The 15,660-nt window shown below is 53.9% G+C and carries 15 protein-coding genes; 7 read left to right on the top strand and 8 right to left on the bottom strand.

Features of this window, described 5'->3' with window-relative positions; translation table 11 throughout:
• Window positions 1-418 precede the first annotated feature (418 nt).
• Together putA and ACLJQJ_RS04170 are read left to right on the top strand one after the other, a co-directional pair.
• Window positions 419-4,381, top strand: coding sequence for a trifunctional transcriptional regulator/proline dehydrogenase/L-glutamate gamma-semialdehyde dehydrogenase (gene putA / locus ACLJQJ_RS04175; RefSeq protein ID WP_063809455.1), 3,963 nt, complete (start codon window positions 419-421; stop codon window positions 4,379-4,381).
• A gap of 58 nt (window positions 4,382-4,439) precedes the next feature.
• Window positions 4,440-4,835, top strand: a complete 396-nt coding sequence (locus ACLJQJ_RS04170) for a lysozyme inhibitor LprI family protein (protein ID WP_000821059.1) — start codon at window positions 4,440-4,442, stop codon at window positions 4,833-4,835.
• On the opposite strand, the gene rutR is transcribed toward ACLJQJ_RS04170, so the two are convergent.
• A complete protein-coding gene (gene rutR, locus ACLJQJ_RS04165; RefSeq protein ID WP_063809453.1) occupies window positions 4,832-5,470 on the bottom strand; it encodes an HTH-type transcriptional regulator RutR in 639 nt (212 codons plus the stop codon). The genes ACLJQJ_RS04170 and rutR overlap by 4 nt on opposite strands.
• A 136-nt stretch (window positions 5,471-5,606) precedes the next feature.
• Window positions 5,607-5,774 (bottom strand): general stress protein, encoded by a 168-nt coding sequence (locus ACLJQJ_RS04160; RefSeq protein WP_001273663.1) that lies wholly within the window; start codon window positions 5,772-5,774, stop codon window positions 5,607-5,609.
• 384 nt (window positions 5,775-6,158) lie between these two features.
• On the opposite strand from ACLJQJ_RS04160, the gene wrbA reads away from it, so the two are divergent.
• On the top strand, window positions 6,159-6,755 hold the full coding sequence (gene wrbA / locus ACLJQJ_RS04155) for an NAD(P)H:quinone oxidoreductase (RefSeq protein WP_001062898.1): 597 nt from the start codon (window positions 6,159-6,161) through the stop codon (window positions 6,753-6,755).
• A 20-nt stretch (window positions 6,756-6,775) separates the two neighbouring features.
• Window positions 6,776-7,003, top strand: a complete 228-nt coding sequence (locus ACLJQJ_RS04150; protein WP_001143125.1) for a YccJ family protein — start codon at window positions 6,776-6,778, stop codon at window positions 7,001-7,003.
• A gap of 33 nt (window positions 7,004-7,036) precedes the next feature.
• On the opposite strand, the gene agp is transcribed toward ACLJQJ_RS04150, so the two are convergent.
• From agp to ACLJQJ_RS04125, 5 genes are all read right to left on the bottom strand, one after another.
• Entirely contained in the window at window positions 7,037-8,278 is a 1,242-nt protein-coding gene (gene agp, locus ACLJQJ_RS04145; protein ID WP_063809451.1) for a bifunctional glucose-1-phosphatase/inositol phosphatase, read from the bottom strand.
• 132 nt (window positions 8,279-8,410) lie between these two features.
• Window positions 8,411-8,917 carry a protein disulfide oxidoreductase gene (locus ACLJQJ_RS04140; protein ID WP_063809449.1) on the bottom strand — a complete coding sequence of 169 codons (507 nt, stop codon included), beginning with the start codon at window positions 8,915-8,917 and terminating at the stop codon, window positions 8,411-8,413.
• Window positions 8,907-9,530 carry a DsbA family protein gene (locus ACLJQJ_RS04135; RefSeq protein WP_000876687.1) on the bottom strand — a complete coding sequence of 208 codons (624 nt, stop codon included), beginning with the start codon at window positions 9,528-9,530 and terminating at the stop codon, window positions 8,907-8,909. Before ACLJQJ_RS04135 ends, ACLJQJ_RS04140 begins: the two co-directional genes overlap by 11 nt.
• Window positions 9,527-11,413, bottom strand: coding sequence for a protein-disulfide reductase DsbD family protein (locus ACLJQJ_RS04130; protein ID WP_063809447.1), 1,887 nt, complete (start codon window positions 11,411-11,413; stop codon window positions 9,527-9,529). The genes ACLJQJ_RS04135 and ACLJQJ_RS04130 overlap by 4 nt, the downstream gene beginning before the upstream one ends.
• Before the next feature lie 48 nt (window positions 11,414-11,461).
• Window positions 11,462-11,824: a copper resistance protein gene (locus ACLJQJ_RS04125; RefSeq protein WP_001118902.1), complete on the bottom strand. Its 363-nt coding sequence runs from the start codon at window positions 11,822-11,824 to the stop codon at window positions 11,462-11,464.
• Between the two features lie 235 nt (window positions 11,825-12,059).
• On the opposite strand from ACLJQJ_RS04125, the gene cbpA reads away from it, so the two are divergent.
• The 3 genes from cbpA to ACLJQJ_RS04110 all read left to right on the top strand — a co-directional run bounded on the left by cbpA (window position 12,060) and on the right by ACLJQJ_RS04110 (window position 14,301).
• Window positions 12,060-12,980: a curved DNA-binding protein gene (gene cbpA, locus ACLJQJ_RS04120; RefSeq protein ID WP_000420603.1), complete on the top strand. Its 921-nt coding sequence runs from the start codon at window positions 12,060-12,062 to the stop codon at window positions 12,978-12,980.
• Window positions 12,980-13,285, top strand: coding sequence for a chaperone modulator CbpM (gene cbpM / locus ACLJQJ_RS04115; RefSeq protein ID WP_001284251.1), 306 nt, complete (start codon window positions 12,980-12,982; stop codon window positions 13,283-13,285). The genes cbpA and cbpM overlap by 1 nt, the downstream gene beginning before the upstream one ends.
• A 653-nt stretch (window positions 13,286-13,938) precedes the next feature.
• Window positions 13,939-14,301 (top strand): anti-adapter protein IraM, encoded by a 363-nt coding sequence (locus ACLJQJ_RS04110; protein ID WP_001537781.1) that lies wholly within the window; start codon window positions 13,939-13,941, stop codon window positions 14,299-14,301.
• 407 nt (window positions 14,302-14,708) lie between these two features.
• On the opposite strand, the gene ACLJQJ_RS04105 is transcribed toward ACLJQJ_RS04110, so the two are convergent.
• On the bottom strand, window positions 14,709-15,647 hold the full coding sequence (locus ACLJQJ_RS04105) for an MBL fold metallo-hydrolase (RefSeq protein WP_000976561.1): 939 nt from the start codon (window positions 15,645-15,647) through the stop codon (window positions 14,709-14,711).
• Window positions 15,648-15,660 lie beyond the last annotated feature (13 nt).

The following is a 15,660-nucleotide window of genomic DNA, read 5'->3' as shown; positions in this document are numbered from 1 at the left end:
GGTTCTCCAAATTTATTTATTGGCACTACCGTAGCGTGCCGTTTTGTACCCTGCCGGAACGTGGCAAGGGTGTTATGTTTACCAGGGCGACCGTATCCTGCCGGAAGCGGTGGTTATTCACAATCGATTTAACACACCATTTACATCAAATTTGATTGCAGAGGGATACTATTTTTCTCCAGGTTGCACTCTCTCACATTTTTTGCGGTTGCACCTTTTAAAAGTGTTAACTACCGCAGAGAAAATAAATCCAGATGGTTTTCCCCGTCAGACTCCCTCTTTCTTTTTTTAACAATTTATTCATTTTTAAGCTTGCAACGCAGGTCACATTTAACGCGGTTGCACAAAGTTGCAACATAGTGGATATTTTCCGCTAACTATTGGTTAGCAGATAGAGCGAATAACAGGAGTAGAGGGTATGGGAACCACCACGATGGGGGTTAAGCTGGACGACGCCACGCGCGAACGGATCAAAATGGCCGCGTCGCGTATCGATCGCACGCCGCACTGGTTAATAAAACAGGCAATCTTTAGCTATCTGGACAAGCTGGAAAATAGCGATACGCTACCGGAGCTACCTGCGCTGTTTGCCGGCGCGGCAAATGAAAGCGAGGAGCCGGTCGCGCCGCAGGATGAGCCGCATCAGCCCTTTCTGGAGTTTGCCGAACAGATTCTTCCCCAATCCGTCTCTCGCGCCGCCATCACCGCCGCCTGGCGCCGCCCGGAAACCGATGCAGTGTCAATGCTAATGGAACAGGCGCGCCTGTCGCCGCCTGTCGCTGAGCAGGCGCATAAACTGGCGTATCAACTGGCGGAGAAATTGCGCAATCAAAAATCCGCCAGCGGTCGCGCGGGTATGGTGCAAGGCCTGTTGCAGGAGTTTTCCCTCTCTTCGCAAGAAGGCGTTGCGCTGATGTGTCTGGCGGAAGCGCTGCTGCGTATTCCCGACAAAGCTACGCGCGATGCGTTAATTCGCGACAAAATCAGTAATGGCAACTGGCAGTCGCATATTGGCCGTAGCCCGTCGCTGTTTGTAAACGCCGCCACCTGGGGGCTGCTCTTTACCGGCCGACTGGTCTCAACGCATAACGAAGCCAATCTTTCGCGCTCGCTGAACCGCATTATCGGCAAGAGCGGCGAACCGTTAATCCGCAAAGGCGTCGACATGGCGATGCGTTTAATGGGCGAGCAGTTCGTGACTGGCGAAACCATTGCTCAGGCGCTGGCGAATGCCCGAAAACTGGAAGAGAAAGGGTTCCGCTATTCTTACGATATGCTGGGCGAAGCCGCGTTAACCGCCGCCGATGCGCAGGCCTATATGGTTTCTTACCAGCAAGCGATTCATGCCATCGGCAAAGCGTCTAACGGTCGCGGTATTTACGAAGGGCCAGGCATCTCGATTAAGCTGTCCGCCCTGCATCCACGCTATAGTCGCGCGCAATACGATCGGGTAATGGAGGAGCTTTATCCGCGCCTGAAATCCCTGACGCTGCTGGCGCGCCAGTATGATATCGGTCTCAATATCGACGCCGAAGAGGCGGATCGTCTGGAGATCTCGCTCGATCTGCTGGAAAAACTCTGCTTCGAACCCGAACTGGCGGGCTGGAACGGCATTGGCTTTGTGATCCAAGCTTACCAGAAACGCTGCCCGCTGGTCATTGATTATTTAGTCGATCTGGCCTCCCGTAGCCGCCGTCGGCTGATGATTCGTCTGGTGAAAGGCGCCTACTGGGATAGCGAAATCAAACGCGCGCAAATGGAAGGGCTGGAGGGCTATCCGGTTTATACCCGCAAAGTGTATACCGATGTCTCTTATCTGGCCTGCGCGAAAAAATTGCTCGCCGTCCCTAATCTGATCTACCCGCAGTTCGCGACCCATAACGCTCACACACTGGCGGCGATTTATCATCTGGCCGGGCAAAATTACTATCCGGGTCAGTACGAATTCCAGTGCCTGCACGGCATGGGAGAACCGCTGTATGAACAGGTCACCGGTAAAGTGGCGGACGGAAAACTTAACCGTCCCTGCCGTATTTACGCGCCGGTGGGAACACACGAAACCCTGCTGGCCTATCTGGTACGACGCCTGCTGGAAAACGGCGCCAACACCTCTTTTGTCAACCGCATCGCCGATGCCACCCTACCGCTCGATGAACTGGTGGCCGACCCGGTCGAGGCCGTGGAAAAACTGGCGCAGCAGGAAGGTCAGGCTGGCATACCGCATCCGAAAATTCCGCTGCCGCGCGATCTGTACGGCGAAGGTCGGATAAACTCCGCCGGACTTGATTTAGCGAATGAACATCGCCTCGCCTCGCTTTCTTCTGCCCTGTTAAGCAACGCCATGCAGAAATGGCAGGCAAAACCTGTGCTGGAACAACCGGTGGCCGACGGTGAGATGACGCCGGTTATCAACCCGGCGGAACCGAAAGATATTGTCGGCTGGGGACGCGAAGCGACAGAAAGCGAGGTTGAACAGGCATTGCAAAACGCGGTCAATCAGGCGCCGGTTTGGTTTGCGACGCCGCCGCAAGAACGCGCCGCCATTTTGCAGCGGGCGGCGGTATTGATGGAAGACCAAATGCAGCAGTTGATTGGCCTGTTGGTGCGTGAAGCGGGGAAAACGTTCAGCAACGCCATTGCCGAAGTGCGCGAAGCGGTAGACTTCCTCCATTATTATGCCGGTCAAGTGCGTGACGATTTCGATAACGAAACGCATCGCCCGTTAGGGCCGGTAGTCTGCATCAGTCCGTGGAACTTCCCGCTGGCCATTTTCACCGGCCAAATCGCCGCCGCGCTGGCGGCAGGTAACAGCGTTCTGGCGAAACCGGCAGAGCAGACATCGCTGATTGCCGCCCAGGGCATTGCCATTTTGCTGGAAGCGGGCGTACCGCCGGGCGTCGTGCAACTGTTGCCGGGACGGGGAGAAACCGTCGGCGCCCAGCTTACCGCCGATGCGCGTGTACGCGGCGTGATGTTTACCGGTTCCACGGAGGTCGCGACGTTGTTGCAGCGCAACATCGCCACGCGTCTTGACGCCCAGGGCCGCCCTATTCCGTTGATTGCGGAAACCGGCGGTATGAACGCTATGATTGTCGACTCTTCCGCGCTCACCGAGCAGGTGGTCGTGGATGTGCTGGCTTCCGCTTTCGACAGCGCCGGACAACGCTGTTCCGCGCTCCGCGTGCTGTGTTTGCAGGACGATATCGCCGAACATACGCTGAAAATGTTACGCGGCGCGATGGCGGAGTGTCGGATGGGGAATCCAGGCCGTCTGACGACCGATATCGGGCCGGTGATTGATAGCGAGGCCAAAGCCAACATCGAGCGTCATATCCAGACGATGCGCGCCAAAGGCCGCCCGGTTTTCCAGGCCGCGCGTGAAAACAACGATGACGCGCAGGAATGGCAGACCGGTACGTTTGTTATGCCCACGCTTATTGAGCTGGAAAACTTCGCAGAACTGGAAAAAGAGGTCTTCGGGCCCGTGCTGCATGTCGTGCGTTATAACCGTAACCAACTGGCGGAGCTTATCGAACAGATTAACGCTTCCGGCTACGGGCTAACACTGGGCGTACATACCCGTATTGATGAAACCATTGCGCAAGTCACCGGTTCCGCCCACGTCGGCAACCTGTACGTTAACCGTAATATGGTGGGCGCGGTCGTCGGCGTCCAGCCGTTTGGCGGCGAAGGACTGTCCGGCACCGGGCCAAAAGCGGGAGGACCGCTCTATCTCTACCGCCTGCTGGCACACCGCCCGCCCAATGCGCTCAATACGACGCTGACTCGTCAGGATGCGCGTTACCCGGTGGATGCGCAGCTTAAAACCACGCTACTCGCGCCGTTGACCGCCCTGACGCAATGGGCGGCGGATCGCCCGGCGCTACAGACGCTCTGCCGACAATTCGCCGATCTGGCGCAGGCCGGCACGCAGCGCCTGCTACCGGGACCGACCGGCGAGCGTAATACCTGGACGCTGTTGCCGCGTGAACGGGTATTATGCCTGGCTGATGACGAACAGGACGCGTTGACGCAGCTTGCCGCTGTTCTCGCCGTCGGCAGTCAGGCGCTATGGTCAGACGACGCCTTCCACCGCGATCTGGCGAAACGTCTCCCCGCCGCCGTCGCGGCGCGTGTCCAGTTTGCGAAAGCGGAAACGCTGATGGCGCAGCCGTTTGACGCGGTGATTTTCCACGGCGACTCCGACAAGCTGCGAACCGTGTGCGAAGCCGTCGCCGCCCGCGAAGGCGCGATAGTGTCGGTACAGGGGTTCGCCCGCGGCGAAAGCAATATACTGCTGGAACGGCTCTATATTGAACGTTCGCTGAGCGTAAACACTGCCGCCGCTGGCGGTAATGCCAGCCTGATGACAATTGGCTAATACTGTGGTTAATTAAGGCTCCGTCAATGGAGCCTTTTTACTCGCGTCAGAGGAGCGTATGAAACGAATTTTCCTTACCTGCGCGGCGTTGTTATTCAGCAGTCAGGCGTTGGCCGATGAGTGTGCCAGCGCCAGTACGCAGCTGGAAATGAATCGCTGCGCCGCCGCGCAATACCAGGCGGCAGATAAAAAGCTGAACGAAACCTATCAAAGCGCGATTAAGCGTGCGCAACCGCCGCAGCGCGAGCTGTTGCAAAAAGCGCAGGTGGCATGGATTGCACTGCGGGACGCCGATTGCGCTCTGATTCGCTCAGGTACGGAGGGCGGCAGCGTGCAACCCATGATCGCCAGCCAGTGCCTGACCGATAAAACGAACGAACGCGAAGCGTTTTTAGCCTCGCTGCTGCAATGTGAAGAGGGTGATTTGAGCTGCCCACTGCCGCCAGCCGGTTAACGCACGCGAATCCCTTCAATAATAATGCGCTGAACGCTTTCGACCGTTTGGTTAAAAAAGGCTTCATCGCGAAGCGTCGCGCCGGTTACCGCCTCAACCTGAGGGGCAAAATCGGCGTAATGTTGCGTGGCGGCCCAAATCATGAAGATCAAATGGTGCGGGGAGACGGGCGCCACTTTCCCGCTGTGCACCCATCCGGCAATCAGCGCGGATTTTTCATCTATCAACGCTTTTAGATCGCCGGTCAGTTCCTCCATTAAGAGCGGCGCGCCCGCCAGCATCTCCATGCAGAAGAGCCGCGACGCCTGCGGATAATCACGCGAAACTTCCAGCTTGAGACGGATATACTCTTTGATGGCCTCCAGAGGGGAAAATTCTGCGCGAAACGCCTTGAGCGGCGCCAGCCAGACATCCAGGATCTGTCGCATTACCGCGACATACAGCGCCTCTTTCGAAGGATAATAATAAAGCAGATTGGTTTTGGCGACGCCTGCCCGCTCGGCGACCTGCTCAAGACGCGCGCCATGGATACCATACTGGGAAAAAACAGCAAGCGCGGCGGTTAAGATAAGCTGCCGTTTTGCACCGGTGGCCTGCGAGCGTTTCCCGATTTTTTTCTCTGTGCGTTGCGACATGCGCCCTCTCCTTTTTGTCAGGACGCAAGCATACCAAATCCGGCTTATAAACAAAAAAACCGCCGGAAATCCGGCGGCGGTGGCGCATGACGCTTTTTAGCGCGAAACGCTCAGCGTCTTGCTGTTGTGACGCAGGCTAGCTATTACGGTTACTGCTTTTGCCCCCTTTTTTGCCTGCTTCGGATGCGCGCTGCGGGTCATTCTTAAAATTGCCCCCGCTGTGCTGACCACCTTTACGACCTGCTTCTGATGCTCTTTCGCGGTCTTCCGCAAAATTACCGGAACCGCCACGATGGTTTGCCATTACTGACCTCCGTCATAGATTAGACATCATATTGCATAGGTAATGAGGAGTATCTCCTCGCGCAGCGTATGAACGATATCATCAGTAACGCCGCGTAACATTAAGCATAGTGAAAAACGCCGTGGTAGGCCGCTTACCGAAATATTCTGCAACATCGGAAGCCGAATACGCAGAATAATAACCATAAGAAATAAATAAGTTATTCTTATATTTAGAAAAATCAAAGCGCTTAAAAATGTATCATTTTGCAACAAAGGTCGCCAAATTAATTATTGTTATAAATCAAAGAAATGGCGCTGAAATTTGCACTCTTCACAGGAGGGCATATCTTTAAATAGACGTAGCGAATCGCTACACACCTGATTAATCTGAGGAGTAGTACAAATGGCAAAGATTCTGGTGCTCTATTATTCCATGTACGGACACATTGAAACCATGGCGCACGCGGTGGCGGAAGGGGCAAAGAAAGTCGACGGCGCAGAGGTCATTATAAAGCGTGTGCCAGAAACAATGCCGCCTGAAATCTTCGCAAAAGCTGGCGGTAAAACGCAAAACGCACCGGTTGCCACCCCACAGGAGCTGGCGGATTACGATGCCATTATTTTTGGTACGCCAACCCGGTTTGGCAATATGTCAGGCCAGATGCGTACCTTCCTGGACCAAACCGGCGGACTGTGGGCATCCGGCGCGCTATACGGCAAGCTCGGCAGCGTGTTCAGTTCTACCGGAACGGGCGGCGGCCAGGAGCAGACCATCACCTCGACCTGGACTACGCTTGCCCATCATGGGATGGTGATCGTCCCGATAGGCTATGCCGCACAGGAACTCTTTGACGTCTCCCAGGTTCGCGGCGGCACGCCTTACGGCGCAACGACTATCGCCGGAGGCGACGGTTCACGTCAACCAAGCCAGGAGGAACTCTCTATCGCTCGCTATCAGGGGGAATACGTCGCCGGTCTGGCAGTCAAACTCAACGGCTAATCTTCAACAGGAGGATTCGAATGCCAACTCAAGAAGCAAAAGCGCACCGCGTCGGCGAATGGGCAAGCCTGCGTAATACGTCGCCGGAAATTGCCGAAGCCATTTTTGAAGTCGCTCACTATGACGAGAAACTGGCAGAAAAAATATGGGAAGAAGGTAGCGATGAGGTGCTGATCAAAGCCTTTGAGAAAACGGACAAAGACTCGCTCTTCTGGGGCGAACAAATCATCGAACGTAAGAACGTATAACACAAACGCCCCCGCCTGCGCGGGGGCATACGGCTATTTTGCAGCAGTGTTCATGACGTTATCGAACTTATCCAGCGGACAGAAGCCGTTCGCATCCACCGGACATCCTTTCAGTTCCAGGGTTACCCTTTGCGCGGGCGATTTGAGCGTTAACGCTTCCGCATTGCGTAACTGCCGGGCGCTCTGGTAGACATACTCGATTTTCATCAAATCCCGGTTAGCGTTGCCGTCATGCCAGCGTTGGAAGACAAGCTGACCGCCAATCGGCGTTCTCTCATACTGGTCATGGAGCTGATAGGGTTTAAAATCCAGGGCCGTCAGCAGCGACGCGATATTGGAATCATGCCCCACCAGCACGGTAACCTTTGGCGCGCTAACGCGATTGGCAACCAGCACCTTATCGATATATTTCACCAGCGGCGCAGCGACATTGCGCGCCACCGTGGGTGAGGTAAACAGGCTGTCCTGATAGCCGTTTTTCAGTTTTGACAGCACCTTCCACTGCCGATCGGTGTGGATCCCGCCCCAGGCGACCTGATCCATCGGAAACCCTTCGTAATATTGCAGGGTAAACGCATCCACCAGCGAGTTCCCTACTTTCAGCGGCCCCTGCACGCCAGGCTCTTGCTGATAGTTCGCGCTGAAGGTATCTTTCGCGTCGATTAGCGAACACTGATGCTTCTCTTTGCAGGACGGCGAGTCTTGATAATGCGTTATCTGCTCAAGCAGTTTATAACTCTCATCAAGATGTAGCTGACTACGCGCCTTTTCCATCGCCTGTACGGCCTGTTGCCGGAACGCGGCGGAATCATCGGTAATTACCGGATTGAAGGTAGGGTCCATAGTGCCCATTTTTTCCTGATGATGAACAGGAATATCACAGCCGGGGAAAGCGCCGGTAATGAAAAATTGCGCGGTGGCGACGGTGCGCTGCAAACTATTCGCATAGGCATATACCGTGTCGGGCGCCGGACATTCTCCCGACGGTATCAGCCCCTGCGCGACCAGCCATTCACGTGTGTAGTGTCCCATATAGACTTCCAGCACGCCGCCTTTCGTCGTCAGTTGCCCGCCGGGAACGTCCCACGCCGGCCAGGCGTTCGGCGTCGACTGCGCCAGTACGCTGCCATTATTCGCCAGCGGCGCCCGCAGATTATGGCGGCTCATCATCAGCACCTGTTGTAATTGATAACCCTCCGGCGTTGTCTGCGCCTGTACGGCGGATGACAACAAAACAGCCCCTGCCACAGCAACAGCGAGTAATGATTTTTTCATCCCTATGACCTCTTGTTGTTATCAAATCGTTCTGAGTGTGACAGAAATGGATCATTTTTCCGGGAACGATTTCGCAAAACGGGGGTTTTTCTTACAGTAAACGCGTTAGCGCCGGGGAACCCCGGCGCATATTCAGAACGTTTTTGCCCACCACAGCCGAAGCTTCATACCCCAATAACTGGTCCAGCCGCTGGTGGTGAACACAACCCGACCTTGTGAAACCACCACCAGCGTTGGCGTCACGCTGATTTCCCAGCCAGCGGATAAGGCGCCGTTAGCATCATTGACGACCGGGAAGTCAACGCCCTTGCGCGCCAGCCAGCGGGCAACCTCAGCGTCATCGCCGGAGCGGAGCGCAACGGTCATGACGTTTTCCCCTTCCGCCGCCAGGCGAGCGACCGCAGGCGTAGTAAAGCGGCATACCCCGCACCAGCTGGCCCAAAAATAGAGCAGTACGGGGCGTTCCTCGCTCAATGTCGCCAGAGTTGTCGACTCTCCCGTCAGCGTATGTAATGGTGTCGTGGCAAACGCCGGAGGCGCCTGCGGCGCGCGCCAGACGTCCATGACCACCATTATCGCGATGAGGAGCGCCAGAAAAACCGCGGCTTCACGCAGCCAACGCCGCAGTTTACCCGCCATTGGCAGCCGCCAGTTTTTCTTTCACCACCGCTTCCAGCGTATCCCAGGGCACTGCGCCCGGAATCAGCTCGTCGCCAATGATCGTCGCTGGCGTTCCTTGCACGCCGACCAGCCTTGCCAACTGCAAATTAGTGCGTATCGTTTCCATGCTTTTTTCATCCAGCGTCACTGGCGTAGCCCCTGCTTTCTGCTGGGCCTGTTTAATACTGTCATCCGTATGGTAACCGCGCTTTTGCATGAGTTTTTCATGTAGCGCGAGGAACTGTTGCGGATGATCGCGCCAGGTGGTCAGCGCAATACGCGCCGCCAGTACGGAGCTCTCTCCTTTGAATGGCAGCGGTTTAATAATGACCGCAACGTCAGGATATTTCTGCACAATCTTTTCCAGCATCGGATCGAGCTGTTTGCAGTACGGGCAGTTGTAATCCGTAAAGTTCACCAGCGTCAGCTTAGGGTGTTTAGCGCCTATCCGCGGGCTGGCAGGATCGTTAAACAACGCCGCATGGATCAGATTTTCAATCTGCTTTTCCTGATCCGGCGTAAAAGGAGCGGTTTCTTGCGCGATGCTCAGCGTCGAAAACAGCGCCAGCAGCAAAACAATCATGTATTTCATTGGGTTATTCCTTTCGCTTTTTTCAACGTTTGTAATACCGCATCGCGGGTCAGCAAAGTGGGCAGTGCCTCCCCTTCCGGCAAGCCGGGGCCATATACCTGATTAAACGGCACGGCGACCTGGCCGCGCGTTTTCAGAAAATCTGTAATGGCATCGGACGGCAGCGTCCAGTCTCCCCGCAGCGCCACAACATCCGGCTGTTGCAAGGCGGCCTGCACATCCTCTTTTTGCAGGACGTTGTATTTATTCACTTTACAGGTAATACACCAGTCCGCAGTGACATCGACAAATACCCGCTTATGCTGCGCCAGCGCCGACTGGATTGCCTGTTCACTCAACGGTTGCCACTGAACCGTGTCTTGCGCGCTCTTTGACGCAGTGAAGCCGAAATGCGGCAGGAGTAACGTCGCCAGCCAGATAGCCGACCCCAGCATCATCAGACCGAGGATCCTGCGCAGGACATTCATCCAACGCCCGGGGCGCGGTAAACGTAGCGCAAGCCCTGGTCGTATCGCGACCAGTAGCCACGGCGCGCTCATCCCCAGGCCTAGCGCAAGGAACAGCCCCCACAGCGTCGGCAACGACGCCGTGAGCGCCACGGCGACCGCCGTGCCCAGAAACGGCGCGCTACAAGGCGTCGCCAGCAGCGTGGCGAATGCCCCCTGCCAGAAATGTCCCGACATACCGTTACCGCCGTAAGTGGCCAGTTTCGTGGTCATAGATGAGGGAAGCCTGAACTCAAAAAGCCCGAACAGGCTGGCGCTAAACAACAACATCACCAGCGCCATAAAACCAATAAACCATGCATTCTGGAACTGGACTCCCCAGGCCAACGCATGGTTTGACAGGCGAAGGAGGGTCATAAACGCCGCCAGCGCCATAAATGACGCAATGATACCGGCGACCGAAGCCAAAAATTGTCGCCTGATGTGAGAGCGGCTTTTTTCCTCTACCAATAAAATAGAGCCAAGTTTCATGCCCAGAACCGGCAGTACGCAGGGCATTAAATTAAGAATCAGTCCGCCGATCAGCGCCATCATTACAACTTGCCAGAAAGGTAGCGCCGCATTGTCCGGCGTTTGCGCTGGCGCAGCGCCAATGGTTTGCGTGCTCTCCTGGGCGATAGCGCCATCGGCTAACACGAGGGTCAGCGATTTGTTGCGCAAATCGGGCGCCTTTTCGCCCCAACTGTCCGTCACCGGCACCGTCGCCTGTAACCTGTCGCCCTCTACGCGCAGGCGAGGCTTCGCAAAATCGACGTCATCTACGGTGTCAAGATAGAGCCCGGGCGATGACCAGCCCGCCGCTCGCGTAGCAGTGACCACCAGTTCTCCCGGGCGATAGCCGACGTCAAGCGAGTCCGTTAGCCCACTGCGGAGCGGAACTTTACCCATCGCCCGCGCATAGTCATGGGCAAAATCGGCATTCTGCACAGTGGGCTTCACGGAAAAGGGGTAATCGGTCAACAGACAAACATTGCTGCAGGTTGATAACGTCAACACGCCGCTCAAGGTCGCCGGCGGCGTACCGCGCACGATCATCGGAAAGGTCACCTCGTCGTGATATCCCTGGGTGGTGATATTCGCCACATCAAAGCGCGAGGGAGTTGGCCAGAACCAGCTTACCTCAGGCATGTCGCCTTTCCAGGCGATAGAGGGCGCCACGCCCCCTTCCCCCGGCGCGCGCCAGTAGGTTTTCCAGCCGTTTTCCAGTTTGACGTCAAGCAACAGCCGGGTCTCACCGTTAGCGGACGTATCGGCACGTAGCCGTATGCTGGCATGGTCGTTATCGGGCGAACGCAACCAGCCGCTTTCCGCCGCCCAGGAGACGGGCAGCCAAAGCCATAACAGGCAGAACAGTATCCGCCTGAACAAAATCATCATATTTTTTCTCCGTGAATGAGTAATTAACCGTTAGCAATAACCGGTCTGTCATTCACGGAAGACGCAAAATCGTAGATGTACCCGTAATGTGGGCGGCGAAATAGCCCGTGGAGGCGAAAACGGCAGGCGCATGACCCGGACAGGCGCCAGTAAGGAAAGCAGTAGACAAAGCGCAAGGATAGCGCCTTCAAAGAGTACCGGAGGCGCCGCCAGCAGCGACTTGGCGCTTAATTCGCAGGGGGTGACCGGCGAGCCGTCATCTGTCGAGGAGGGAGCGCTGACCACCGCAGCAGAGGCCGTCGCCTGCATCTGCAAGGCGTGCAGGCCCGCCATGCGTTGCGCGGTACAAACCATTACCACGACACATGCAAGGCAAAGAAACCACCAGCCCATCCGTTGTTGTTTCGCCATTGCGCCCTCACTGTTTAACGCGAGTTATCTTAGCCACTGGCGCGGTTTTGGCAACCTTTCCCCTGTAAAGTTATGTCGGCGCGCTGCGCAACCTTCTGATAGTCGAACAACGTAATTTATTCTTACTAATGATATAACTGGTGTTTTCATACGCACTTTTCAGGTTTACCCTACACTTAGTGGAGAAACCTTTTTGGGGTCCCTTCTGTATGTATTGATTTAGCGAGATGATGCTATGGAACTTAAGGATTATTACGCCATTATGGGCGTGAAACCGACGGACGATCTCAAGACGATTAAGACCGCCTATCGCCGACTGGCCCGCAAGTACCATCCAGATGTCAGCAAAGAACCCGATGCCGAAGCCCGTTTCAAAGAGGTTGCTGAAGCATGGGAAGTGCTGAGTGATGAGCAACGGCGCGCCGAGTATGACCAGTTATGGCAACACCGTAACGATCCACAATTTAATCGCCAGTTCCAGCAACACGAAGGCCAGCCGTATAACGCTGAAGATTTTGATGATATTTTCTCGTCTATTTTTGGTCAGCACGGTCGCCATTCGCACCACCGCCACGCCGCACGCGGTCATGATATCGAAATTGAAGTGGCGGTATTCCTGGAAGAAACGCTGGAAGAGCACCAGCGTACGATTAGCTATTCCGTCCCCGTTTATAACGCGTTCGGCCTGGTGGAGCGGGAAATTCCCAAAACATTGAATGTGAAAATCCCGGCTGGCGTCAGCAACGGGCAACGAATCAGACTGAAAGGCCAGGGCACGCCGGGGGAAAACGGCGGACCTAATGGCGATTTATGGCTCGTTATCCATATTGCCCCGCATCCGCTCTTTGATATCGTCAATCAGGATCTGGAAGTCGTCCTTCCGCTTGCCCCATGGGAGGCGGCGCTCGGCGCTAAGGTGTCTGTGCCAACGCTTAAAGAGCGTATTTTGCTGACCATTCCCCCCGGCAGCCAGGCAGGTCAGCGGCTGCGTATCAAAGGAAAAGGATTAGCCAGTAAAAAGCACACTGGCGATCTCTATGCCATCATCAAAATCGTTATGCCGCCGAAACCTGACGAGAAAACAGCTGCCCTGTGGCAACAACTGGCGGACGCGCAGTCGTCCTTTGACCCACGCCAGCAATGGGGGAAAGCATAATGGCTAACATCACTGTCACCTTTACCATCACCGAATTTTGTTTGCACACCGGCGTGACGGAAGAGGAGCTAAACGAAATCGTCGGACTTGGCGTAATTGAGCCTTACGAAGACGATAACGCCGACTGGCAATTCGACGATCGCGCAGCGAGCGTGGTACAACGCGCGCTACGCTTACGCGAGGAGCTGGCGCTCGACTGGCCTGGGATCGCGGTCGCGTTAACGCTGCTGGAAGAGAATTCACGGCTGCGCGAAGAAAACCGGTTACTACTGCAACGCCTTTCTCGCTTTATCTCGCATCCCTAATCCACGATAAAGGCAATAAACCGAGGGTGGGCTTTCTGCCCACCCCGGATTTACATGCACCCGGTATAATACCAGAATGCCTCTGACATACTTCCCCCAACGGAAGAAATATAGCCTTTCACCGCGCACAACCCGATCAACGAACCGCCAATGTCAGCCATTAATGCGCCATTGCGAAGATCATCGTTTAAATAAAGACCAGCCACACGTTCACATTTTTTAGATACGTCGGTTATTTTTACACGTTAGCGATCATTTATTGCCTGAAGAATATATTCTTTCACTGTTTTGTACTCTCTGGTTGATACGTACCTTCTCCCTGTCAATGCCGGGTAAAATGTACCGCTGCGCTTACAGGTTGCGGTATTTATAAATAAGAAATACAACAGTCACTTACAGTTTAATAATTGAGCGTTATAACATCCACTACCGCCCAATATTTACACCACCCCTAAAATACAAAAATGTAATAGAATGTAAACAAAATAAGAGCATAAAATAAATAACTTATTAAAAAATCAATATAAATAGAGTGGTCAATAAAAAACGATCGTTTTCAACGAGTTATGTTTCTCAGATTTTCATCTATCCTGAATAGGCTTGCGGAAAATGTAATTTACACCATTGACTATTTCACTTAAAAGGTTTCTGTAATGGAATGGAAGGTCGTTGATACAGTTATAAGTCCCTCTACCGGAGTGTCGTTTTCATGCATACATAGCCTAAAAAATCTTAGATTGACCTTATGGTATCAGGCAGATGTTTACATGCCTCCAGGTAGCATTATCATCCCCTTTAATAAGGGGGTCTTAATAAACGATAAACTTTATCCCGTTACTGTTTACAACGTTACCAGGTTTAATCCTGTTCTATGGAAATCGCTTAAAGAAAATAGCCACTGTCCTGGTAACTGCAATCCTAAACCAGAAGCCTGCAGTTATCCTTTCGAGTGTCTGGTATCCGTTTGTCCATTTGGTTTAACCAGAAATATTCAAATAGATAATAAGAAAGTTTAGGAAATAAAGTATGCATTAGCCATACTACTGATTAAGTGTATTCGCGCACGTTTGCAGTATTTTGCAGTTAAATATGTTTGATATAAAAATTGTACAGTTCGGATATTTTTTGATTCGTTTAATCTAACCTTCACTTTGGCAACGAGGAGCCGGTACAGAGGATATTACTGATGGCCGGCAGACAAAGAAACGCATTGCTTTTAACACTATATAAATTCCATCCGTGACATTCTTATTTAGTGATATTTCACCAGAGCAATCATCTTACCTTTATTGTGCATAAAAATCAGCAAGTAGTGTTTAGAAAAAATAATGTTTTAGACAAAAGCTCTGCGCGTCATGCTGATCGCCAAAAGCATAACGGGCTGACATCATGTCAGCCCGTGGGTTTACCCCTGCCCTGATACTTACGGTACGCTTATCGTCATATTGTCATGACCGACAATGACAGGGCCCGGGTAATTTTTCATGGCTTCCTGTTGCCAGACGTCATCCGCAACTGTCGCAGGCACCAGATGACTTAACACCAGTTTTTTCACGTGGGCCTCGCGAGCAATCTTACCGACATCTTCAATCGTGGTGTGATGCGACGCAATCGCTTCAGCCAGCGTTTTTCCGTTGCCAATACTATTAGCCAGTTTTGCTACCGAAGGGACATGTACCGCCTCATGTACCAGGATGTCCGCCCCCTGGGCAAACGTTGCAAGCGGCGGAAACCAGGACGTATCGCCAGAGAAGACGATTCGCTTACCCTGGGTATCAAAACGGTAAGCAAACGCTTCACCGTCCGGGAAAGGGGAATGAGGCACTTTTAGCGCGCTTATTGTGACCAGTTCATCTTTATAGATGACGCCCTGGCCAATATCGGTCGCCTTAACCAGGTTGCGCGGATCGGGTTTCCCCTCTTCCTCCATGCGTAGCGTGATATCCCTGTCAAAGACCTTCCAGCTAGCCTTCGTCATCGCCTGGGTTCCCGGCGGGCCATACACCTGTATGGTATGGTCTTTCAGACCACTTGCCCAGGCATTCATCAGCAAGGAAGGATAATCCAGTATGTGGTCGCTGTGCAGATGGGTGAGCAAAATAGTATTGATGTTGCGCAGTGGAATGCCGTTTTTCACCAGTTGCAGACTGGCGCCGTAGCCGGCATCTATCAGCCATATTTTATCGCCGATAGTGAGCGCCGTCGCTTGCGGTAGTCTGGCTGTATTGAGCAAAGAAGGCCCGCCTTTGGTGCCCAGTAAAACAATGTTGATCTCTTGAGGCGCAGGAGTACCGGCAGCAATGGCAAGGTGGCTTTGCGCCAGCATACAAACCGCCAGCATAGCGACGCTTTTTTTCATCATGTTTTTACTCTTC

Source organism: Salmonella sp. SAL04202 (assembly GCF_046550775.1).
GTDB classification, from domain to species: Bacteria; Pseudomonadota; Gammaproteobacteria; order Enterobacterales; family Enterobacteriaceae; genus Salmonella; species Salmonella enterica.
Note: the sequence above shows the minus strand (reverse complement) of the source record. Positions and strands in the feature narration are given on the sequence as shown.